This window comes from Priestia sp. SIMBA_032 (assembly GCF_046535215.1).
GTDB classification, from domain to species: Bacteria; Bacillota; Bacilli; order Bacillales; family Bacillaceae_H; genus Priestia; species Priestia aryabhattai.
Genome location: NZ_JAWRXD010000012.1, coordinates 1 through 22,417 on the forward strand (window position 1 = coordinate 1; position 22,417 = coordinate 22,417).

Here is a 22,417-nt window from a genome sequence, read left to right on the forward strand (position 1 = left end):
ATCAGAGTTACTCTATCTCCAAGAATTTGAGAGTATGGAGCACTTTCAACAGGAATTAGAGAGGTATATTGTTTATTACAACCACAAACGAATAAAAGTAAAATTAAAAGGATTGACCCCTGTAGAATACAGAATTCAATCCTCATTCGCTGCTTAGATAAAGGATCTAACTTTTTGGGTTCAGTTCATTTCAGATAGCTTTTTTGTTATTTATACACGTCAGGTTCATAGAGATAGACTTTAAGATCAAGTCTTCCTTCCGAAGAAACGATTATTCCTTCCGCTTCAAGGGAAAGTTTTTGAACAAGGTGCATTTCTTCATCTTTAAATCCAATTTCTCCTTTGGAATTGATGACTCGGTGCCAAGGGAGTTTATGTTTCTTACTCATCGAGTGCAATACTCGTACAACTTGCCTTGCACCTCGCGGACTACCCGCCAGGCCGGCAATTTGTCCGTATGTCATTACTTTCCCGGATGGTATTTGTTTAATAAGTGCTACTGCTCGTTCTGTAAAACTCAAGTCGCTCCTCCTTTCGTTTCTTCTTTAGTACAACATTACCATATTAAATAAACAGTGAAGTAATCACTCGATTTTTCTTCAGCAACATTATAAGATAATAGATAAGCAGTCCACTCATCATTGTTTAATCTACTTCAGACAAGTGTTTGCTGATTATTCCCTATTCTTCAACTAACAAATCTTTGTGGGAGTGCCAGCTTATACCTCATTTATGACACTGTGATTATAAAAACGTTACAGAAACCAACACAGCAAAGTACTTAGAAGCGTTACGTGATAAGATAAACAGTAGATACCAGTACAATTTCAAATGGATGCTGACGAATAAGTAATCATTTAAAAAGTGGTGAGAAAATGACAAAATGGCTTAGTGTAAAAGAGTTATCTGAAGAAACAAATATTCCTATTTCAACGATTAGAAGATATATAGATAAATTCCAATATTTCTTTATACAAAAAGAAGATCATCGACCAAAACAATATGAAGCTGCGGCTGTGACCGTTTTACTGAAAATTAAGCAGCTTTATGATGAGGGTTATCAAGCAGAAGAAATTAATGAATCTCTGCAAAAAGAATTCTCTTTGACTGCAAGCGAGGATCAAGCTGCCGTGTCTCTAGAAGAGGACGAAGACAAAGAGGACATAGAGAACACAGCAGAAACCGCTGACCAGCCCGAGGCCGACGACCAGCAGCCGACACCTTCTGAACTTCCTGTACAGCCTTCACCCCAACAAGAGCCTGATACAAAACAAATTCTTCAGGAAAAAGACAAGCAGCTTATTCAATCTTTGCGTAAAAGCTTGCGTGAACAGCAGGCCATTTCAGAATTAGTAGAAGCTTCAAAAGAAAGCAGCGTAGTAGGTAAAAAAAGATCGATTTTAAAACGATTATTCAAACGAAAAAAGGACTAAGTTTGTAAACAAGCCTAGGCCATGAAACATCTTTATTTCTGATCATTAAATTTATGTAAAACAAAGTTTCTAAACTGTTTAACAGCCGGTGATAGATATCTTCCTTCCATCCATGCTAGTCCAATTACTCGGTGACAGTTGGCTTTAGCTAATGGGATTTTCACTATTTTGCTTTGATCTATTCCGTGTAAATCTGGAAGGATAGAAATTCCTAAGCCGGCTCCTACAAGTCCCGCTACGGTGTCAGCTTCCTCTCCTTCAAACATAATGTGAGGCTTTCCCCCTGTCTCTTCAAATAACTGCTCAAACGTAAGACGAAGAGAAAAGCCTTCTTTTAAGTGAATAAATGATTCTTCAGCAATTTCTTCTAGTGCGATACTTTCACGGCGAGCGTACCGGTGATTTTTTGGCACAATCACAAACAGTTCTTCACTCCAAAGATGACGCCATTTAATAAACGATTTCTCTTCCATCGGCGCAATCAAGCAAAGATCCAGTTCGCCGAGCTGCAGCTGCTCAAGAAGAACGTGAGAAGGACTTTGCCTCAGCTGAAAATTCACCTTAGGATATAAGCTGCGAAACGACGCGATTAAATCTGGAATCAAATCTGTGCTGAGCGTATGTAAAAACCCAAGTGACACCTGCCCTTTCTCAGGATCTAGCAGCGCTTGAATTTCCTCTTGTCCTTTATCAAATTCTTTCATCATATTATCTACACGCTTCAAAAAGACTTTACCGTATTGATTCAATCGAATGGAACGTCCTTGCCGGTCAAATAGCGGCGCTCCTACTTCCTCTTCAAAACGAGCGATTGAACGACTGAGCGCAGGCTGCGTAATTAACAGCTCTTCTGCTGCCCGCGTCATATGCTGCGTACGTGCTAGCGTTTGAAAATATTTAAACTGCTGCCATTCCATTTTGCACCATCTCCTTATCAAGCGGCTCTACTCATTACATAGATGTATAAAAAATATGATTATAATGAATTATACATTATAAATAGCGGGTGTTACGATAAAAATTGGAAACATACTCGAGGATGTTTTTAGTTCATCTTGACGACTGCCGTATACAGCTCCTATAAAATTTTTTGATCATTATTTTCTAGCAGAAAGAAGGATTTGTTATGAAACGTAAGGAAAGTTATTAAAAAGCTAACTAAAATATCGTAGTAAATGCACATGAAAAAAGACCTTTCTATCACCATAAAAGAAAGGTCTTTTTTGAGAATCTAAAACACATTTTTTCTTGTATGTACCCCTTAAAGTAGACGTTTTAAAGTTTAACCCGTTCTACTAACTGCAGCAATTCTTTGTTTGGGCCATGAAATAAAATCATACGTCCGCCTTCGAGCGTTGGCTGAGGCTCAGATGATAAAAATTCAATTCCTTTGCTCTTATAATGTTGAATTGCCTTATTTATATCTTCTACCGTAAAGGCAAGGTGGTTAACAATCCCGCTTTTGTTATACTCTCCAATCGGATCAATATCTCGAATGAGCTCAATTTCAATACCCGGCTGTTCTTCAAGATACAAAAAAGCCATCTCTCTCTTTTCGTTAGAGCCTTGAAGGCGAACTTTGAAGCCAAACATATCACAGTAGTAGTGAATCGTTTCATCCATATTTCCAACAATAATTGCTGTATGTTCCATTTTCTTAATCATCCATCTTCTCCCTTTCCCCATAATTAGTAAGTATAAGTAAACTATACAACAATTTAGGCAATATGTATTTCCATATACCTTAAGTCCTTATACTAAGGTGAGGAAAATTCAAGCACTCTAACAATAAGTCAGCTATGATTTAAAAAATAATAAACAAAAAAAACAAACCCCATTGGTTTGTTTTGATTACATATTACATAGTCAGTCTCTGTTTCAACAACGTTCGATAAGCCATGTTTTGTACCTTTGTACTGCAAACGATTTTACTCTCGTACTCAGGTGGTAATCATCTATCTACGATTACACATGTAACCGTCCGTCTCTCCGTTGAATTCCTTAGAGACAGTTCCCCTACCATTGTTTGGGTTTCTCGCTCGTGGGGTTTACCGCGTTCCACCTTTGCTGTTTCCAGCAAAGCTTCGTCACTGTGGCACTTTCAGGGATACTCGACCATATCCAAGGACTTAGGTGGTTTTTCCCGCCGTCAGCTAAGCTATAAGCCAAGCTGCCCTAGCTTATTTTTTCACTAGGCACGAACACTACGGGCATCTCAGCACCGTGCGAGCATGGACTTTCCTCTACATCAAATGATGCAGCGATTACCTGAACGTTATTTCAGATCGTGTATGAGTAGTATATGCGTTTTAGCTTGCCGAATCAAATGTAACTTTTGGAATGAATTCCATGTCAATTTTTGCAGTAAATTAAATAAAACAACTTGTTTCTGCACACTCTTTTTAGTAGATGAAACATCCGTAAGCCCAAGAAATATTCGCTTCATCCATTTCTAAGAGGGATACTTTGTTTCTTTGTAGAATACTCTATAAACCACATAAAAAGATGACAGAGGTGATGAAAAATGAAGGCTGACTTAAAATTTGATTTTCATACCCATCACGACCGATGCGGACATGCTCGCGGAACGATTCGAGATTATATAGAGGCGTCTATTGATAAAGGCCTTGATATCATTGGGATTTCGGATCATTCGCCTTATTTTGCGAGCGAAGAAAATCAGCCGTATCCTCATATTGCGATGGGAAAAAGCGCATTCTCCGGATATGTAGCTGAGATTTTGAAACTAAAAGAAGAATATAAAGAAAAAATTGAAGTGCTGTTAGGCGTGGAGTCTGATTTCTTTCCAGAGTATACAAAAATATATCAAAGCCACTACGAAAAATACCCGTTTGACTACATAATCGGCTCTGTGCATCAAGTTGATGAAATTAGTATCTTTCATAAAACGCGCTGGGAAGGACTTTCTCAAAAAGAAAAACAGCGCACGAAAGAAACGTATTATCAATTAATCGAAGAATCCGCTCGGAGCAGAATGTTTCAGATTCTTGGCCATATTGATGCCATGAAAGGATTCTATCCCTCTTTTTCTTCTATCGAGACAGCTGTAATTGATCAAACGCTAAAGGTAATTTCAGCACATGACATTGCTATAGAAGTGAATACATCAGGCAAAACCAAAGACTGCGGAGGCTGGTATCCTGCAGACGCTATTTTAGAAAGAGCCCTGCACTACGGGGTACACATTACATTTGGTTCCGATGCTCATGATCCGGAGCGTATTGGCGACGACTTTGAATTGGTAAAAAAGCGTCTTAAAGAAATCGGCTTTACAGATTGGGTATTTTTTAGACAGAAAAAAATGCAGGTGACACCTTTGTAAAACGGTGAACTTAAATAGACTGTAAATACAAATATGCCTGAAGACACGCAGATGACGGACATCGCGTATTTTCAGGCATGTGTTTTTTTACTGAGAAACTTTGACTTTTGTAGCTGAAGATAAAGTTTCTCCGTTCGTTTCAATTACTTGTTGTTTAGGCACCATTTTTTCATCGTCTTGACCTACCCTTATAGTCCCTCTACCATCTCGAACACTACTAATTTCCTACATGAAATATCCACATTTCATTTCAACTGTGCTACATTTAAGTAAAAATGTTTTCATAATGAGGGAGACACTTGTGAATTTAGATTTAACAGCTTATATAACGCTTATCTGTACGTCTGGTGTTCTTAATCTATACTTATGTTTTTACGTATTTATTAAGCGTCATCACTACGCTAACATTGCGCATTTATTTATTCTTCATACAGGTTTCACTACCATTTATTGTATGGGTGCGGCGTTTAGCTTACTATCCGTTAATCTCGGAGAAATGAAATTTTGGACCGTTATTCAATACGTGGGCATGCCTTTTTCGCCTCCTGCAGGGCTACTGTTTGTTATGCAGTATGTCGGCATAAAGGTAAGAAAAAAACATATTTTTGCCCTTTTTATCATTCCTTTTATTAGTTTGATTATGGTCGCAACAAATGACTGGCACCACCTTCATTACCGCGTGTTTGAAATTGATCCCGTTCTAGGTGCCCCTTACGTTCATCAAGAAATTGGACCATGGTACACGATTCACGGCATGTTCATCTTTTCGTCTATGTTCGTTGCTTTTTTGCTCGCCGTTTACCGCTGGAAAGAAACAGCCAAAGCTTATCGCCTGCAGTTAATTTCATTAATGGTCGGGCAATTAGTCCCAATGGTCACAGCATTTATCTATTTAATGGGCTATACGCCGCAGGGAATTGATCCAGTCCCAATGGTTTTATGGGTTTCTTCTTTCTTATATCTATGGTCCATTAACTCATCGCGTATGTTTACGGTCATGCCCGTTGCAAAAGATGCGATATTTAACAGTATCAATGACGGGGTTATCGTACTTGATGAATTCTACAGACTAATTGAATTTAACCTAGCGTCTAAAAACATGTTTCCTCAGCTAAAAAAAGCAATGTTTGGAAAACGGTTTGCTGATATTTGGTTCACGCTATCAGGCAGCTCGTTTCCTTTTACATTAGAAAATGCAAAAAGCAGTCATGAGCTGCAGCTTTTTTCTTGGGATCAATCTCAGTATACGTATCAAGTTCGCACCTCTCCTTTGCAGTATGCTAATAATAGTCACGGCTTGCTGCTTATTTTTACGGATATTACGGAGCTAAAAAGACTTCAGCTAAAGCTTGAAAATCAAGCTTATTACGATGAGCTGACTCAAATTTATAATCGTCGGGCATTTTTTCAGTACAGTAAGCAAGCGTTCAAAGAAGCAAAACAGTCCGCAGCTTCTTTTACGCTTCTTTTACTTGATATTGATTATTTTAAAAAAGTGAACGACACGTATGGTCATTATGCCGGCGATCAGGTGCTTGTACATGTCGTAAAAGCCTGCCAGTCCGTATTACCGCAAGGAGCGCTTTTTGCTCGGTACGGCGGTGAAGAGTTTGTACTCACGCTAAAGGACTATACATCATCAGAAGCTGAGGCCCTTGCCAATCAGCTTCGCAGGCACGTTGAGACTCAGCCCTTACGGATCAATGAAGAGACCATTTCTGTTACGCTAAGCCTTGGAGTAGCCCAAGCAGCAAAACAAGAAAACGACACGTTGGATGACCTTTTAAATAAAGCAGATATTGCCCTGTACGCTGCCAAACAAAACGGACGCAACCAAGTACGTGTGTATGAAGAGAAAAAAGAAATCGCAAAAAGAACCTAAACACCATTGTTTCGGTTCTTTTTGCTTTTGACTACTATTCTTTCATTTATCAAGTGAAAGTGTTAAAAGACTTGATTTTATCTATGTATTTGCGAGTAGTTTATCTTATAAACTATACGTAGATCAAAAAAAGGAGAGATAAAGATGAAGATTACACATATTCGAAATGCTACTTTACTTGTTGAATACGAGGGAAAAACGTTTTTAATTGATCCTATGTTAGCGGAAAAAGGAACTTACCCCCCTTTTCCAAATTCGATCAGACAAGATCAAAACAACCCTTTAGTGAGCTTATCGTTATCCGTTGAAGAGATTATTGATGGTATTGATGCCGTCATTCTCACTCACCTCCATTTAGACCACTTTGACGATGCCGCTAAACAGGCGTTGCCAAACGATATCAAAATGTTCGTTCAAAATGAAGAAGATGCCGCAGTAGTAAAAGAAGCTGGTTTTAAAAACGTAGAAATACTTACGCAAAACACGGTTTTTAAAGACATTCAATTAATCAAAACAAAAGGCGAGCACGGAAGAGGAGAAATTTTAAAACGTACTGGTTTAGTATGCGGCGTTGTGTTTAAACATGAGAGCGAAAAAACGCTCTATGTAGCTGGAGATACGGTATGGTATTCCGCTGTTGAAGAAGAAATCAACACCCATCAACCGGATGTCATCGTCGTAAACGGCGGTGATAATCAGTTTTTAGAAGGCGGTTCTCTTGTAATGGGGAAAGAAGATATTTACGAAGTATACAAAGCAGCTCCTAAGGCTACGATTATTTCTGTCCATATGGAAGCTGTAAACCACTGGACGCTATCAAGAGAAGAATTAAAAGGCTTTATCAAAGAAAAAGACATGACATCTCACGTCTTTGTTCCAGATGATGGCGAGGTTTATACTTTTAAGTAGAAGAGATTGAGACATAACAAAATCATTCCAATCTAAAGACGGACAAATGAGATCGCATGAATCGCTCGCTTATGACACCGCCGTTGATTTCCGTGCAAGACTACGCTTTCCGCGGGCGGCCGATGAGCCTCCTCGTCGCTTGCGCTCCTGCGGGGTCTCATCCCTTCCGCTTTTCCCGCAGGAGTCTTCGCCTTGCCCTCCAATCAACGGCTAGAAGTAACTAAATTGAGTAAACCTACCTTCCCTCTGCCAATAAAAAATTCGACCGATTCATCGTTCAGGTCACCCTTCAACTAACATACTTTTGCCCCAGCCTCTTTTTATAGCCGTTTCATTTATCAAGTAGTAGTCGTAGTAGCAACCGCTGAAGTGCTTGCAATAACCGCTAGCATAGCTGCTTGCTGAGCTTGAATAATGGTTTCAATCGTTGTATAGATGCCCGTTTCGACCAGTCTAGAATCCTTCAGCTTTTCACTGATAACTAAATTAACCGCCAGCATAACATTGATGTCTTTCTGCCATTTGAAAAGTTTGTCTGCGTTTAGCTGTTTCACTACTTCATGGATGATTTCAATTTCAGTTTCTGGTTTTTCAAATAGTGCTAATAAGCCAATGACCGGGTAATGCATCGCTTTCACTTTGATACCTGCCGATTCACAGGCTTCTTTTACAGATACGCATATTTCAATAAGGGTATCCGCATGCAGGTTTTTATCGATTGCGAGAATATGACTTAAAAATTGAAGGTCATTTCCTTTTTTAAATCCATGCTGCGCCAATGTCATATAAAAGTGTTCAATTTCATGCATCAGATCATCAGTGAACTCACATGTTTCAGCTAATAAAACCGCAAGAGGTACATCACCGCTTGACGTGAGGAAGAGATGCTTTTTTTTCATGCCCTGATAAATTTCTAATGACCGTCGAACCATTTCTTTATGACTTCGACTTGACTCATTCGACAGCATAGCCGAAGCCGCAATATACGTAAATGCGCCTCTCGTAAACCCGCCTTGTATCAATTGGTCGTATACATCCAGAAACTCATGAAACGTTTCTTTTGGATTCTCATAGCGAGTGTCTAGCATGGCTGCGATCGTAAATCGCTGCGATGATTTTAATGTAGAAAACATTCCTACTTGATTTTTAATATAGTCACTTAACTCAATATAAGGCTGAAGCTCGAGCGATTTGCCTTTCACTGCGTACATAGAAGCCATAGCCATAAACTGCTTCGGATCTGCCACTTTCCATTTAAGTTCATTTTTTAAGCTGATATAAAAACCTCTATACTGAGCTACTTTTTGTTGAATCGTTTCGGGTAGCATATCAACACGTCCTTTATTCGTCGTTAGCTTATATACGTAAAACTTCAATAAAAGTTTCAATATTCGGTAAATAATCCGTACATTTATGACAATACAAAAAAGACCTCGGAATATTCCGAGATCTTTTTCCTTTCAGCTTTATTTATTAACCTCTTCCCGCTTGGAAAGAAGGATATTTTGTCATACCGCCATCAGCAAATAGTGTAATACCTGTTACGTAGCTTGCTTGTGATGATGCTAAGAATGCTGCAACTGATGCGATTTCTTCCGGGTTGCCGATATAGCCCATTGGAATCATGCTTTCTACGTCTGCACGCTGTTCCGGATTTGCGAATTTTTCAGCGTTGATTGGCGTATCGATTGCACCTGGTCCAATGTTATTTACGCGGATACCTTTTGGCGCATATTCAAGAGCCAATGTTTCCGTCATTAATTTCATACCGCCTTTACTTGCTGCATAGTGAACAAATAATGGCCAAGGAATCATTTCGTGAACGCTGGACATGTTAATAACGTTTCCTTTAATGTCATTTTCAACGAAATATTTAATTGCTTCACGGCTTCCTAAAAATGCCCCTGTTAAGTTTGTATCAATCACTTGGTTCCAGTTTTCTAATGATAATTCATGAGAAGGAACCGGGTTTTCAACACCTGCATTATTAATCATAACGTCTAATGTACCAAATTCTTTAACAGCTGTCTCTACAAGGTTCACAACGTCTTCTTCTTTTGTTACGTCGCCTCGAACAATAATAGCTTGACCGCCAGCTTCTTCAATTTCTTTTTTCACTTCTAACGCTTCTTCTGCATTGGTGCGGTAGTTTATAACTACTTTTGACTGCTCTTGACCAAAACGAACGGCCATTGCACGACCCAATCCTTTTGATCCGCCTGTTACAACTACTACTTTATCTTTTAAATCTGTATACATCTTGAAGTCCTCCTACTTTTTCTGCTTGATATGTCTTGCTATACTGTACTAATTGCAGATACAGTTTAAGTTTTAAGAAGGGAAGAAACATTTTTCTATCTCTTCTTTCTCGAACTGTCATTCATTTAAAAAGTAACAAATTCACTTTTGTTTCTTTTCGTTACTTATCGTAACCAAGAGATAAAAAGTAGTCAAACTTTTTGTTTGTTCATTTTTATCATTTCTTTTTTCTACTTACTCTCTTTATATTTGTTCGCTCCCTGAAAATATAACTTCACACTTCAAATTAGCACCACTTCAAAAGTTTAAACTTTTTCCCTTGCAATTCTCAAATCAATGTATTATATTGTTGATGTATCAATTATTGATACGTCAAACAATTGTCCACAATCAAAAATATGGAAATGATAATAAATAAGTTTAACGCCTAAAAAGAAAGGAATAATGACTATGACTACAAAAGACTTTAACGAAATTGCTTTAAAACGCCGTTCAATTAAAAAATATGATCCTTCAGTAAAAATCAGCCGTGAGGAAATGGAGGAAATTCTTACAGAAGCCATGCGCGCTCCTTCTTCTGTTAATATGCAGCCGTGGCGCTTTGTTGTAATTGAAACGCCTGAAGGGAAAGAAAAATTAGCTAAACTTGCGAAATTCAACAGTGAACAAGTTCATACATCTTCAGCTGTTATTGCCGTGTTTGGTGACATGAACAACGTTGAATATGCAGATGAAATTTTCGGTAAAGCCGTTGAGCTTGGCTATATGCCTCAGGATATTAAAGAACAGCAGCTAAATTTCTTTAAGCCGATTTATGAAAACATGCCAAAAGCTGATATGAAAGACATCGTTTTAATAGATTCAGGTCTTGTATCTATGCAGCTCATGCTTGTTGCTCGCGCTCACGGATATGATACAAATCCAATCGGCGGATACGAAAAACACTTAATCGCAGAAGAATTCGGTTTAGATAAAGAACGTTATCTTCCAATTATGCTTATCTCAATCGGGAAAGCAGCAAGCGAAGGCCATGCTTCTTACCGTTTACCGGTCAATACGGTTACAACTTGGAAATAAGCAGTAGCTAGTTCTATTTAGTAAATAAAGGGCTAAAATTGTGAAGTAAAAGGAGATTTTCTGATGAATAACTATCAAGAACTTACAAAAAAACAGCTTTCATTCTTTAATAGCGGTAAAACAAAAGAAGTTGCGTTCCGTATCGAAACGCTAAAGAAATTAAGAGAACTTGTTGTGCGTCATGAAGACGACATTTTAAAAGCAGTAAAAGCGGATCTTAACAAACCAGAAATGGAAGCTAAACGTGCAGAAGTTGGTCTTGTGCTAAGTGAAATCGACTTTGCAGTTGAGAACCTTGCAGAATGGGCAGCGCCAAAAGAAGTAGAAACACCATCTACTCACGCAGGAGCAAAAAGCTACATTTATCAAGATCCATACGGTTTAGCTCTAGTGATTGCACCTTGGAACTATCCGTTCCAACTTGCTGTATCACCAGTAGTAGGCGCGATTGCTGCAGGTAACTGCGTGGTGTTAAAGCCTTCTGAATTAACACCTCATACGTCAAGCCTTCTTGCTAAGATGTTTAATGAGAACTTCCCTGAAGAATACTTGACGGTAGTCGAAGGTGAAGTGGAAACAAGCACGGCTTTACTAAAAGAAAACTTTGATTACATCTTCTTTACAGGAAGTACAATGGTCGGCAAAATTGTGGCAGACGCTGCTGCTAAACATTTAACACCTGTTACGCTTGAGCTAGGCGGAAAAAGTCCTACAATTGTACACGAAGATGCAAATATTGAAGAAGCAGCAAAACGCATTGCGCGCGGTAAATTTGCAAATGCTGGCCAAACTTGCGTAGCGCCGGACTACATTCTTGTTCAGCGAAATGTAAAAGACGAGCTGCTAGCTAACCTAAAACAAGTCGTAACAAACACGTACGGCGAAGATGTTTCACAAAATCTAGACTTCCCTCACGTAGTGAGCGAAAAGCATTTTGACCGTCTCAACAGCTTCTTAACAAACGGAGATATCGTTTTTGGAGGCAAAACGGATCGTTCTCGTCTGTTTATTGAACCAACTGTTCTTGACAACATCTCATGGGAAGACAATGTGATGCAAGATGAAATCTTTGGACCAATTCTTCCAGTCATCGTATACGATGAAATCTCAGAAGTAATTGAAGCAATCGTAAAACGTCCAAAACCATTGGCACTTTATCTTTTCTCTGAAGATGAAGCAGTCCAAGATCACATCTTAAACAGCGTGTCATTCGGTGGCGGTTCTATTAACGATACAATTAACCACATGACGTCTCACTACCTTCCATTTGGCGGCGTTGGTGACAGCGGAATGGGTGCGTATCACGGAAAAGCAAGCTTTGATACATTTTCACATGCTAAAAGCATCTTAAAACGTTCAAATAAATAATAAAAAAGAAAAGCCGAAGCCACGCGTTAACTTCGGCTTTTTTACTTCTTCATTTGTTTAGTTATCTGTTCATATTGCTCTTCCTTTTTTGTAGAAATAGCTAAATCATAAAGAATATGTAAAAAATATTTTTTATCTTGAACAAATAAATATTCTTCTTCAAAGCCTTGAGACGTGTAGACGGCAAACTCCCAAATGTCGTCGTAATAAGCTGGCCCAATGGCCTCGGCGAGATTTCCAAGCGTTTTAAGCAGCTCCATTGTAATGATAATATTACGTCTAGCATAGTGCCGGATATTAGCAAATCCATCATACAAAAAGTCTTCAAATTTTTTATCAGGAATGACCATTCGTACAACGCCGCTGTCATCAACTAAATACGAAGAAAACTGACTAACATCACAAATTTTCCGAAGAATATCGCTAATTTGGTGAATGGAGTTAACCGCCGTTTTGAAGTCATCACTTCCTAATGATTTAATCGCCATCTCGACAAACTTGGTAATAATATGAGTTGTGTCTTGAATATCGGTTTGAGATTTTCCTATATGAACATATCGATGGAAAATAGTTTGATCGATTTCATCCTGCTCTGCAGAATCTCGTTTCCAATAATAAAACAATATCGTTCCGTCGAGTACGTAGTCCCCTACTTCCCTCTCCATTTTGATCACTAAGTTATGCTCTTTGGCATAGTGAATTAATCGGCTGTAATTTACGGTCTGAATATAGCCAGATGTTTGAATATATACTGGGTTGTTATCCCCTTCAGGAAAGGAAAATTGTTCGTTATGAGCAGATTGCGTTCGATGAACCTCTAGCTCTTCACGTATCGTCGTTTCAATAGCTTTTATAGATTCCGTTTTCATCGATTGAGTCATGTGGTTAACTTGCAGCCATTTAACGGAATGATTAATAAAGTAGACAAACGTGCCTGCACTAAAAACTGATAGCGCCGTGGTCGCAAATGGGATAGCAAAGTAGCCATCTACTTGTGAACTGTTTAAAAAGAGAAAGACAAAAAGTGTATATAAGAAACTCCCCATAAAAATCCCGAGAATTCGCTGAGTCGATTTTGAAGAAGCAAAGTTTTTTAACACGCGAGGAGAAAACTGAGCTGCAAATGATGTAAACACAACAAGCATTAAATTAAAGGTAAACGTCGTAATCGATAGAATTCCGGGCATAATCGTACTCACTAACGTATTGGTTAAATCCATGTTGATTGAAAAAAATGAAGGAACCTTCTCTCCTAATTTGCAATAATAGTCCAGAAACAGCGTCAATGCAGCTAAAAGGACAGAAAACAGAGCATAAATTAAGGGACTAAACCATATTTGGCTATTTAGCTCATCTTTAAAAGCACGAGGAGAGAGCTGCTTCCTTGCCGCTATCCATTTAAATTTATTCATATAAAACCTTCCTTTTTATTTGTAAATCTCTAGCTTTTTTCTTAGTTCCCTTAATTTTTCTAATTATGCTTATCTAATGGAAAAAATCTATTTTTCAAAGTATAACTGTACAAACAAAAAAACCGAACGCGTCGGATTCTTAATAAAGAATCCGTCTCGTTCGGATTTTCTTTCAACTAACCTAGTCTTATCTTAGCCTCTTTTTACTCTTATCTGTTTACCAGCCCCGGCTAGCTCCGCCGCCTCCAGAGCTGCCTCCTCCCCCTCCGCGAGGACCGCTGCCTCCGCTGCCGCCACCTCCGCCTCTTCCTCCGAACATCACAAGGAAGTTTAGCAGAAATTGCATGATCGCTCCTTTAAAAAAGACGAAGTCAAGAATAAGCAAGCCCACAATAACAGCTGCGATCAGCAGCGTTTGAAGCGTTGTGAAATGAACGCCGCTATCAGAAGGCGGAGATGCTTTTGGCACTTTTTGTTCAAAATCTGTTCCTAAATCATACTCTTTCACGACTTGGTTATAAACAGCTTTGTATGTGCTTTCTAGCGCCGTATCGTATTTTCCATTTTTCAAGTTAGGAATAGCATAAGAATCTAAAATTTCTCCCGATTTGATATCGGTGATAGCTCCTTCTAACCCGTATCCTACTTCGATTCGAATTTTTCGCTCCTTTTTAGCAAGCAAAATAAGAACGCCATTGTTCAGCTTTTTATCACCGAGTTTGTACTTTCGAAACGCTTCATTCGCGTACTCTTCTACATCCGCATCACCTAATGAATCCACGGTAAGAATCGCTACTTGAGCTTTCGTTTCATCATCCAATTTTCTGCCCATTTGGTTTATTTCAGTTTTTTCCTGATCGTTTAATAAATGAGCAAAATCTTGAACGTAAATATCGCCTACCGGATTTGGAATATCAGGTGCAGCAAAAGCAACGCTTACCGTATTACATAAAAGAGACAATAATAAAGCAAACGAAGCAAGAAATTTCATCACTTATCGCTCCCAAAATCAACTTTCGGCGCTTCTTTTTCTTCATTTGTCACTTCAAAATATGGCTTCTTTTCAAAGCCGAACGTACCCGCTAACATGCTTTCAGGAAATCTCTTAACCGATTTATTGTATTTTGCAACTTCATCGTTATAGTCTTTACGCGCTACAGCGAGTCGATTTTCCGTTCCTTCTAAACTGTCCATTAAGCTTCTGAAGTTTTCATTCGCTTTTAAATCCGGATATTTTTCAACTACTACGAGCAGGCGGTTTAATGCGCCGCTCAACTGTTGATTAGCATCAGCTTTGTCTTCAGGAGTTTTCGCTCCCGCTAGCTGCGCTCTTGCCTGAGTAACTGAATCAATAGCTTCCTGCTCATGCTTAGCATAGCCTTTTACCGTTTCCACTAAGTTCGGAATTAAATCAGATCGTCTTTTTAGCTGGTTATCCACTTGGGAAAATTTATTATCTACATCTTCCTCTGCGCTAACGAGGCTGTTGTAAGAGCTCACTCCGTAAATCACAACAAGCACCAACACAATGATCGCAGCGATCAAACCTTTGTTTTTCAATGTACTACCTCTTTTCTTCATCAAAATTATGTATCTACTTACTAGTACGAATCACACTCTAAAAAGATTCATTTTTTACCAATTTTATTTGTATTGCACGTCTAAGTAAGACATCTCCTAACGATCAATTCCTCTCTATAAGGTGAAACGCTTTTCTCTACCTAGTCTTTCTATCAATTAGCACATGTAACCCTTCGCGATTTTATCTTGTTTTATAATAAAAAAAAGGAATACCTCTTGGCTATTCCCTTTTCGGCTTAAGACCACCCTTCAATCTTGTATGCGACTCGGTGAAATTCAGGAACCGTTACAAATTGATAGTCGTTTTTTATTAAATACTTAATAAGTTTCGGCAATGAAGCAACAATTTGATCCCACGCTCCGCTGCCGTATCGATCCCCATCGTGCATGACAATAAGATTCTTTTCTTGTAAATTTTTAATCGTATATTTGCATATGGCCAATGGATTTTCTTCACGCCAATCCTGACTATCTACATTCCATAGAACAGACGTCATTCCCAATTCCTTAATAGCAGCAAGAGCTGTATCATTTATTGAACTGTAAGGTGGACGAAACAGCTTTGGAGAATAACCGATGATTTTCTCTATGAATACGTTGGATCAGCTTTGGAAATCTTTCCACTTCCGAACCTACGACAAAAAAGGTCGCACGTACATTATATCTTTTTAGAATTTTCAAAATAGAAGCTGTGTAAGCTGAGGGGCTTTTACGGCGAGACAATTTTTAAGAGATAATGTTATATCTTTTTCTGCATGCAATAGCGCTACAGGTAATAGATCTGTTCAAAAGAACTCGCCAAGTAGTCAAATCCGCGAGGACGCAGTGTTTCAAACTGCTGAAGAATTTTTATTCTTTCCTCTGACCCTCCTGGGAGATCGTAGAGTTTCGTTACGGGCTGTCCACTATTTAAATATTCAATGCTTCTAAACAGCATGACGCGAAAAGCATGTTTAAATTCCTTATATTCGTCAGGAAAACGCTTCTCCAGCGCTTTATATTCAACTAATGTTTGATGCATATGCATAAACGGAAGCTCTTTCCATTCGAGAGATAGAATAAGAACGTCTATATTCGGATGTTTTTTCACAAAACGATAGTGATTCCCCCACTGTTCTTTCACTTTTCGCTTGGATATACCATGTTCCTGGTGATAAGCAACTGTTGAGGGATCTAAAACAAATTGTGCACCATTTTTATATAAACGATATCCAAGCTCCCAGTCTTCTGCCCCGTAGCCAACAAACGTTTCATCAAAAAGACCGGATTTTTTTAAGTTCCCTTTTCTTACTGATACATTTCCACTTAAAAATGCAATATAAGGTAGTGTAAATCCTTCAAGTCGCTCTCCGAAATGTTTTAGCCCGCTGTTAAGGAAATAACGATTAGGGAATGATAAACATTGAAAACGGTTTGTATCAATGTCTTCTTTTGTTACAAGAGGATAAGGAGCGTTTGAATGCTGCCTCGTCTGTTCATAGTTTTCGTACAATCTTCTATACTCGGCATCATTATTTACTAGTTCTTTTAAATGAGCCATTTGATCTTCATTATAGTCTGGCATAATAAACGTGTAGACTCCCTCATAATGCATGGCACCGGTAACCACGAGATTTGATTCGTGCATATGATGTTTATAATGATTTTTAATAAAAGAAGGAGGCGCTAGCATTTCTCCATCTAAAAAGATTAAAAGATCTCCTTTAGCATGATTAATTCCTATATTACGTACTGAGGAACGCCCTTTATTTTGTTTCATGCGGATATACTTAAATTTGAACGGGACATCAGCTTCTTTAAAAATGTTGGGCGTATTATCAGAAGAAGCGTCATCCACTAAAATGACTTCATACTCAGCTTGAGGAAACGTTTGTTTTGATAAACTATAAAGCGAAAGAGCAGTTTGATGATATTTATTATACGTAGGCATAATGATACTAACTTTAATAGGATGTTTGTGATTATTTTTCACGCTCATTTTATATAATGAATTGTCTGTTTTATTCCTTTTGTTTTTGGGCTCTTTTAAAGAATTGTGATTATTTTTTTTCTTTTTAATATAATATTTTCCATCGGAACGGTTGTAATAGGAATCATATGAGTCTATTTTAATCATCCTTTCTTTATTTTTCCTCTATATACTATTCAATAAGTCACAAGGTGCTTGTACAATATGTAAAAAGTTTTAGAAAAGGCTTATATGATGGATTCACGAACTTTTATCAGGTCGCTCTATCATTATTTTTATTAACCAAACATTCTCTTCTCATCAACATAAAAAAGATGCTTACAACTTCATATGTTATAAGCAGCTCCCTTTTATAGCTGATTTCCATATACCCCATCAATATTCGCAACAGCGGTTTGATCAAATAGATCTGCATCCATATTTGTGTTTTTCATTCGAGCACAAGCAGCTGAGATGTCTCCGTACGTTGAATTGATTCCAACAGATTTAACATCTGCCGTGTGTCAGTTGTGAAGCACTTCTCCAAAATTCATTGACCCGTTTCTTGCCATGCCATTAATTCTTGTGTTACAGATATTAATAACTCCTGCCATGACCATACCACCTTTTCTTAAAATGAATTCGTACATCGTATGCTGTAACAAGCCTACGTGTGAAAAGTTTTCAAGAAGTGAAAAGAAAAGTACAAATACTAGTGAAATTATTCAATTTCCCCTGCTTCACCCAAAGTTTCCACATGTTTTTACGTTTTTTCTGTTACAATAAATGCATAAGTTATTTTTCATCCATATTGTTTGAAGGAGGAGACGTAATATGGACGAACCAAAAGATATTCAACCTAAAGTAGAAAAGAGTTTTGAACTTATTGGAAAGAAATGGACAGGATTAATTATTTATGTACTGATGAGCGGCCCTAAGCGCTTTAGTGAACTAAATGAAAGTATACCAGCCTTAAGCAGAAGGCTGTTGACAGAACGGATTAAAGAACTTGAAGATCACGGAATCGTTGTCCGAAATGTCATTCCGGATCGTCCTATTCGCTCTGAATATTCGCTGACTCAAAAAGGAACAGAGTTAGGAAAAATACTAGGACCGATTAGCCAGTGGGCAGAAAGCTGGGTCCAAGATTAATTTGTGAGATTAAAATCACTCCATAGAAAGGATGAGCATCATGGCAAATGTTCTCTATATTACGGCACACCCTTTAGCTGAAGACGAATCGCTTAGCATGGCTGTTGGGAAAGAATTTATTGACGTGTATAAGCAAACGCATCCAGAAGATGATGTGGTTCACTTAGACTTATATCAAGCAGATATTCCATACTTAGATGCAGACGTATTTAACGGATGGAAAAAGCTTCGTTCTCACTCTTCCATCCAGGATTTATCAACGGATGAACGATTAAAAGTAGGACGATTGGCTGAATTAGGCGGACAGTTCGTACTCGCTGACAAATATATTTTTGTCACGCCAATGTGGAATTTCTCCGTTCCTGCGATTATGAAAACGTACATTGATGCGATCACCGTGTCAGGTAAAACTTTTACATATACAAAAGAAGGCGCTCAAGGCTTACTTAAAGGAAAAAAAGCAATTCACATTCAGTCCCGCGGAGACGTGTATTCAAAAGGCCCTGAAATGGCAAGAGAAATGGGCCACCGCTATTTAGAAATCATGATGGACTTCTTTGGTATTGAAGCGTTTGAAAGCATTATTATTGAAGGGCAAGTAAAATTCCCGGATCAAATTCCGCAAATTAAAGAAAAAGCACTCCAAAAAGCGCATTCAATGGCAAAAACGTTTTAAATTCAATAAAAACCAAAAAGACCTCGAAGCAGATCGAGGTCTTTTTCTTTACTCTTCCCTCCCTTATATTTCCCTTGAAATAATGATTACCTTCCTGCTCGTTTCACGCTAAAAATAGGTTTAAAGGAAAGATGAAACGCTGTTATTTTTTGTTACTATTCATAACGCAGGTTATGTAAATATGTGTTTTTCTTTTTCTTTTTAATATTATTCACTTTCAAAAAAAGATATTTATTTTCAAATCATAGTATTTAAAATCATAATGAAGGACTCATAAAACCCTATTTTAAAAGGGTTTAGGCATAAAAGAAGAAAATATATTATGAGCAAGAAACATTTTAAACATGATAAAACCCAATAAAAAACCTTTGACTAAATTTGTTACGTAAGTTACTATTAATAACGTAGTAGATGTTTTCGAACATATTATCTTTAATTCATGAAACAACATTTATATATTGAAGACAGAAAGGTGAAAAGAATTATGGCAAAAGTATTATATATTACAGCAAACCCTAACGATGCTACGCAATCATTCAGTATGGCTGCGGGAGATGCATTTATTAATGAGTATAAAGAAGTAAACCCAACGGATGAGATTGTTCACGTTAATTTATATCAAGAGCATATCCCTCACATCGACGGCGATGTATTCAGCGGATGGGGCAAACTTGGAAGCGGCGCAGAATTTGATGCACTTACTTCTGAAGAACAGCGCAAAGTTGCTCGCTTAAACGAGTTAAGTGACCAATTTGCTCAAGCGGACAAATATGTATTTGTTACACCAATGTGGAACTTCTCATTCCCACCAGTGATGAAAGCATACTTAGATGCTGTAGCAGTAGCCGGGAAATCATTCAAATACACAGCAGAAGGTTCTGTAGGTCTATTAACAGATAAAAAAGCGTTCCATATTCAAGCAAACGGCGGTATTTACTCTCGCGGCCCTGCTGGTGAGCTAGAAATGGGTCACCGCTATATGCGCATTATGATGAACTTCTTCGGGGTTCCTTCTATCGGAAGTCTATTTGTAGAAGGACAGGCTGCAATGCCAGATAAAGCACAAGAAATCAAAGAAGACGGTATTGCTCGCGCTAAAGAAGCTGCACGTACATTCTAATAACAAATATAAGCACAAAAAAAGGAACATCTCCCCGTGTTCCTTTTTTTTGTGCTTATATTTATATCTTTGCTTCCCCGCGCAGCAGCGAATAAACATATGTATCAAATGGGATACCGTCTTGGTACATGTACTCTCTTAATGTTCCTTCTTTTTTAAATCCTACTTTGCTTAATAAGGCGATCGATCCACTATTTTGCGTAAATACAATCGCTCCTATGCGATTTAATTGAAGTTCGTTGAAGCCATAAGAAATCCCTTCATGAACGGCTTCTGTTGCGTATCCTTTGTTCCAATAATCCGGAAAAAGAGCATAGCTTACGTTTGCTTTCTTATGCTAAGAAGACCACTCTTGAAACCCTACTGTGCCAATCAGCTTTTCGTTTCCTTTTAGCTGAATCCCCCATTTAATTAATTGCTTTTTTCCGTAGCCTTCGGAAAAATTCTTAATAATCTCCTTCACTTGGTCGATCGATTCTAAAGATTTTTGTCCGTAATAGCGCAGCACCTCTTCATCAGAAAAGCATTCTAAAATTTCACCCGCATCATTTTCTACAATTTTTCTTAATATCAGCCGTTTTGTCTCTAATTCCGGAAACATTTTCTTCCCTCTTTTCTGCGCAGCTTATCTATCTACGGTAAACCATACTATTCTCCTCTCAACTAGCAATATCCTGCTAAAACCTCACCCGGGAGGACTCATTTCCTGTACAAATAGTCGATTTACAGCGGGGATAGTGTTATTTTATATAGTGGGTATAAGTTGCTTTTTATCAACACAGAGGCGGTGAACGCAGAAATGAACGAAGATAAAGAATTGCTGTCCACGATACATGCTCTTCAAAAAGAGCTGCAGCAAGAAAAAGAAAACCGTGCGTATATGCAAAAAGATATGGACGAACTAAGAAGCGCTTTATTACAATCAGAACAAGTAAAACAAAACTTAATTGATCAGCTAGAAAAGAAAGTCGATTTGATTTTAACGTTGATTCAAAAAGGAGAAGCATAAAGAAATGGATTTTTTTAAAAACAGCAAAATACTATACACTATTGTAGCACTTGTTATTGCCCTCATCGCTGTATTTACCAACAATTCGCCTATTTCCCTCATTCAGCAGCATGAAAAAAATTCAAGCAGCACATCGGACACTACATCAGGCAACGAATGCTCAGCTGAGACTCAAAGCGACAGGTTATTTACCGGCAAAGAACTTGTCTTACAAGAAGGAAATAATAAATATGGATATTGCCACATTGTCGCGCATATGCAAAAACCAGGAGCAGACAATTACCATGGTAAAAGCCAATTCAGCAAATACTTAAGTGAAAAACAAGCGATGTCTGTTGCCGAGGAAGTCATCAACGAAGGTGAAGACGGCACCAATAATAAATCTGGCAATTACGTTAAAGAAAAGTACATTAGTTCTTTAAACCAAGAAGTTAGAGTTGTGTATACCGATTACAGAGGCAAAGACTACGACTACAGCGTAACGACTATGTATCCAATTGGTCATTAACCCTAATATATGAAATGAAAAAGCAGGCTCACGCCTGCTTTTTTTCATTTCATTATCTACAGCTCTAGAAAGTTAATAATTGATTTAAAGTCTATTTGATATGTAAAAAATCCGACTTTAGACTATGAAATTCTGGAGATATGACAGTAGCACTTTTACCTCTTGGACATATTCTAAATATAAAAAAGAAACAGCCTCTTGCTTCTTTACGTTCATCATAACCAGTTCTAGAAACAGCGGTATACAATTTAGAACAGGTAACCCCCTTCCCTTCTGACATAACTTATAAGGCTACAAGCATTGTAAAACTCACTGCTACATTTCCATTCACCATAAAATATAGTTAATTAACCATAATTGGGCTGTAAATAAGCTTCATATGAGGACCTTGGAACATATGAATAAGTTATCAAAGCTTTATAAAAGTTTTATAAATGAAGGGAAGATATTAAAATGCATAATAACGTAAACGCACCTTTTAGTTCTAATGAAAATATGCCGTTTTCACCTGCTATGGCTCACCACGGCTATACAGCACCTGCTTATGATCATATGATTCCACACTGCGGATATACAATGCCGGACTATGGATATATGGTTCCTGAATGTGGATATGGCGTTCCTCACCATGGATGTAATGGTTTTGCCATTATCATCGTACTGTTTATTTTACTCATTATTATTGGTGCATGTGGTTGCGGTTTCTGGCACGATGAGTGTTAACCTAAAAAACTCCAGTA

Annotated in this window: 24 protein-coding genes, 1 other RNA gene and 2 pseudogenes; 13 read left to right on the plus strand and 14 right to left on the minus strand. The window is 38.0% G+C overall.

Going from position 1 to position 22,417, the window contains the following annotated elements:
* Nucleotides 1–157, plus strand: a 157-nt coding sequence (locus SB717_RS24315) for an IS3 family transposase (protein WP_410905100.1), incomplete at its 5' end; no start/stop codon positions are given.
* 49 nt (nt 158–206) lie between these two features.
* On the opposite strand, the gene SB717_RS24320 is transcribed toward SB717_RS24315, so the two are convergent.
* Complete coding sequence (locus tag SB717_RS24320) at nt 207–521, minus strand: MGMT family protein (protein ID WP_029715121.1); 315 nt, start codon at nt 519–521, stop codon at nt 207–209.
* 354 nt (nt 522–875) lie between these two features.
* Between SB717_RS24320 and SB717_RS24325 the strand changes: the two genes are divergently transcribed.
* A complete protein-coding gene (locus SB717_RS24325; protein WP_410904968.1) occupies nt 876–1,433 on the plus strand; it encodes a MerR family transcriptional regulator in 558 nt (185 codons plus the stop codon).
* Between the two features lie 32 nt (nt 1,434–1,465).
* Here the strand turns inward: SB717_RS24325 and SB717_RS24330 are convergent, their stop codons facing one another.
* The 3 genes from SB717_RS24330 to rnpB all read right to left on the minus strand — a co-directional run bounded on the left by SB717_RS24330 (nt 1,466) and on the right by rnpB (nt 3,709).
* A complete protein-coding gene (locus SB717_RS24330; RefSeq protein WP_074679766.1) occupies nt 1,466–2,350 on the minus strand; it encodes a LysR family transcriptional regulator in 885 nt (294 codons plus the stop codon).
* A 358-nt stretch (nt 2,351–2,708) separates the two neighbouring features.
* Entirely contained in the window at nt 2,709–3,098 is a 390-nt protein-coding gene (locus SB717_RS24335) for a VOC family protein (RefSeq protein ID WP_045290728.1), read from the minus strand.
* A 222-nt stretch (nt 3,099–3,320) separates the two neighbouring features.
* An RNA gene (gene rnpB, locus SB717_RS24340) (RNase P RNA component class B) lies at nt 3,321–3,709 on the minus strand.
* A gap of 248 nt (nt 3,710–3,957) precedes the next feature.
* Between rnpB and SB717_RS24345 the strand changes: the two genes are divergently transcribed.
* From SB717_RS24345 to SB717_RS24355, 3 genes are all read left to right on the plus strand, one after another.
* Complete coding sequence (locus tag SB717_RS24345; RefSeq protein WP_410904971.1) at nt 3,958–4,776, plus strand: histidinol-phosphatase; 819 nt, start codon at nt 3,958–3,960, stop codon at nt 4,774–4,776.
* A 301-nt stretch (nt 4,777–5,077) separates the two neighbouring features.
* Complete coding sequence (locus tag SB717_RS24350; RefSeq protein WP_410904973.1) at nt 5,078–6,658, plus strand: sensor domain-containing diguanylate cyclase; 1,581 nt, start codon at nt 5,078–5,080, stop codon at nt 6,656–6,658.
* Between the two features lie 144 nt (nt 6,659–6,802).
* Nucleotides 6,803–7,567, plus strand: coding sequence for an MBL fold metallo-hydrolase (locus SB717_RS24355; RefSeq protein ID WP_410904975.1), 765 nt, complete (start codon nt 6,803–6,805; stop codon nt 7,565–7,567).
* A gap of 69 nt (nt 7,568–7,636) precedes the next feature.
* Here the strand turns inward: SB717_RS24355 and SB717_RS24360 are convergent, their stop codons facing one another.
* The 3 genes from SB717_RS24360 to gdh all read right to left on the minus strand — a co-directional run bounded on the left by SB717_RS24360 (nt 7,637) and on the right by gdh (nt 9,826).
* The gene (locus SB717_RS24360) at nt 7,637–7,774 is read right to left on the minus strand and encodes a hypothetical protein (protein WP_200970359.1); all 138 of its coding nucleotides are present in this window, start codon (nt 7,772–7,774) and stop codon (nt 7,637–7,639) included.
* Nucleotides 7,775–7,905: 131 nt separating this feature from the next.
* Complete coding sequence (locus tag SB717_RS24365) at nt 7,906–8,895, minus strand: DUF4003 family protein (RefSeq protein ID WP_410904977.1); 990 nt, start codon at nt 8,893–8,895, stop codon at nt 7,906–7,908.
* Nucleotides 8,896–9,040: 145 nt separating this feature from the next.
* Nucleotides 9,041–9,826 (minus strand): glucose 1-dehydrogenase, encoded by a 786-nt coding sequence (gdh, locus tag SB717_RS24370; RefSeq protein WP_410904979.1) that lies wholly within the window; start codon nt 9,824–9,826, stop codon nt 9,041–9,043.
* Nucleotides 9,827–10,276: 450 nt separating this feature from the next.
* Here gdh and SB717_RS24375 point away from each other — a divergent pair, with 450 nt between their 5' ends.
* Both SB717_RS24375 and SB717_RS24380 read left to right on the plus strand, forming a co-directional pair.
* Entirely contained in the window at nt 10,277–10,903 is a 627-nt protein-coding gene (locus SB717_RS24375) for a nitroreductase family protein (RefSeq protein ID WP_080890138.1), read from the plus strand.
* A 63-nt stretch (nt 10,904–10,966) separates the two neighbouring features.
* Nucleotides 10,967–12,271, plus strand: a complete 1,305-nt coding sequence (locus tag SB717_RS24380) for an aldehyde dehydrogenase (protein ID WP_410904981.1) — start codon at nt 10,967–10,969, stop codon at nt 12,269–12,271.
* Nucleotides 12,272–12,312: 41 nt separating this feature from the next.
* Here SB717_RS24380 and SB717_RS24385 read toward each other — a convergent pair whose 3' ends face one another.
* The 6 genes and pseudogenes from SB717_RS24385 to SB717_RS24410 all read right to left on the minus strand — a co-directional run bounded on the left by SB717_RS24385 (nt 12,313) and on the right by SB717_RS24410 (nt 17,380).
* Nucleotides 12,313–13,683: a DUF2254 domain-containing protein gene (locus SB717_RS24385; RefSeq protein WP_410904983.1), complete on the minus strand. Its 1,371-nt coding sequence runs from the start codon at nt 13,681–13,683 to the stop codon at nt 12,313–12,315.
* A gap of 217 nt (nt 13,684–13,900) precedes the next feature.
* Complete coding sequence (locus tag SB717_RS24390) at nt 13,901–14,674, minus strand: TPM domain-containing protein (protein WP_410904985.1); 774 nt, start codon at nt 14,672–14,674, stop codon at nt 13,901–13,903.
* Nucleotides 14,674–15,243, minus strand: a complete 570-nt coding sequence (locus SB717_RS24395) for a LemA family protein (RefSeq protein ID WP_410904987.1) — start codon at nt 15,241–15,243, stop codon at nt 14,674–14,676. Before SB717_RS24395 ends, SB717_RS24390 begins: the two co-directional genes overlap by 1 nt.
* Nucleotides 15,244–15,500: 257 nt before the next feature.
* The gene (locus SB717_RS24400; RefSeq protein ID WP_410905107.1) at nt 15,501–15,761 is read right to left on the minus strand and encodes a hypothetical protein; all 261 of its coding nucleotides are present in this window, start codon (nt 15,759–15,761) and stop codon (nt 15,501–15,503) included.
* Nucleotides 15,762–15,812: 51 nt separating this feature from the next.
* Nucleotides 15,813–15,987, minus strand: a pseudogene (locus SB717_RS24405) (polysaccharide deacetylase family protein); the annotation flags it as partial.
* Nucleotides 15,988–16,030: 43 nt separating this feature from the next.
* A complete protein-coding gene (locus SB717_RS24410) occupies nt 16,031–17,380 on the minus strand; it encodes a glycosyltransferase family 2 protein (protein WP_410904989.1) in 1,350 nt (449 codons plus the stop codon).
* A 666-nt stretch (nt 17,381–18,046) separates the two neighbouring features.
* Between SB717_RS24410 and SB717_RS24415 the strand changes: the two genes are divergently transcribed.
* The 3 genes from SB717_RS24415 (at nt 18,047) to SB717_RS24425 (ending at nt 20,160) form a co-directional block, all read left to right on the plus strand.
* Nucleotides 18,047–18,364, plus strand: a complete 318-nt coding sequence (locus SB717_RS24415; RefSeq protein WP_013058076.1) for a winged helix-turn-helix transcriptional regulator — start codon at nt 18,047–18,049, stop codon at nt 18,362–18,364.
* Between the two features lie 40 nt (nt 18,365–18,404).
* Complete coding sequence (locus tag SB717_RS24420) at nt 18,405–19,040, plus strand: FMN-dependent NADH-azoreductase (RefSeq protein ID WP_029714180.1); 636 nt, start codon at nt 18,405–18,407, stop codon at nt 19,038–19,040.
* A 484-nt stretch (nt 19,041–19,524) separates the two neighbouring features.
* Nucleotides 19,525–20,160, plus strand: coding sequence for an FMN-dependent NADH-azoreductase (locus tag SB717_RS24425; RefSeq protein WP_029714179.1), 636 nt, complete (start codon nt 19,525–19,527; stop codon nt 20,158–20,160).
* A gap of 61 nt (nt 20,161–20,221) precedes the next feature.
* Here SB717_RS24425 and SB717_RS24430 read toward each other — a convergent pair.
* Nucleotides 20,222–20,761 (minus strand): annotated as a pseudogene (locus tag SB717_RS24430) (GNAT family N-acetyltransferase).
* Between the two features lie 198 nt (nt 20,762–20,959).
* Between SB717_RS24430 and SB717_RS24435 the strand changes: the two are divergent.
* The 3 genes from SB717_RS24435 to SB717_RS24445 all read left to right on the plus strand — a co-directional run bounded on the left by SB717_RS24435 (nt 20,960) and on the right by SB717_RS24445 (nt 22,400).
* Complete coding sequence (locus SB717_RS24435; protein WP_410904992.1) at nt 20,960–21,169, plus strand: hypothetical protein; 210 nt, start codon at nt 20,960–20,962, stop codon at nt 21,167–21,169.
* Between the two features lie 4 nt (nt 21,170–21,173).
* Nucleotides 21,174–21,677 carry a hypothetical protein gene (locus SB717_RS24440; RefSeq protein WP_410904993.1) on the plus strand — a complete coding sequence of 168 codons (504 nt, stop codon included), beginning with the start codon at nt 21,174–21,176 and terminating at the stop codon, nt 21,675–21,677.
* A gap of 453 nt (nt 21,678–22,130) precedes the next feature.
* A complete protein-coding gene (locus SB717_RS24445; RefSeq protein WP_074679740.1) occupies nt 22,131–22,400 on the plus strand; it encodes a YjcZ family sporulation protein in 270 nt (89 codons plus the stop codon).
* Nucleotides 22,401–22,417 lie beyond the last annotated feature (17 nt).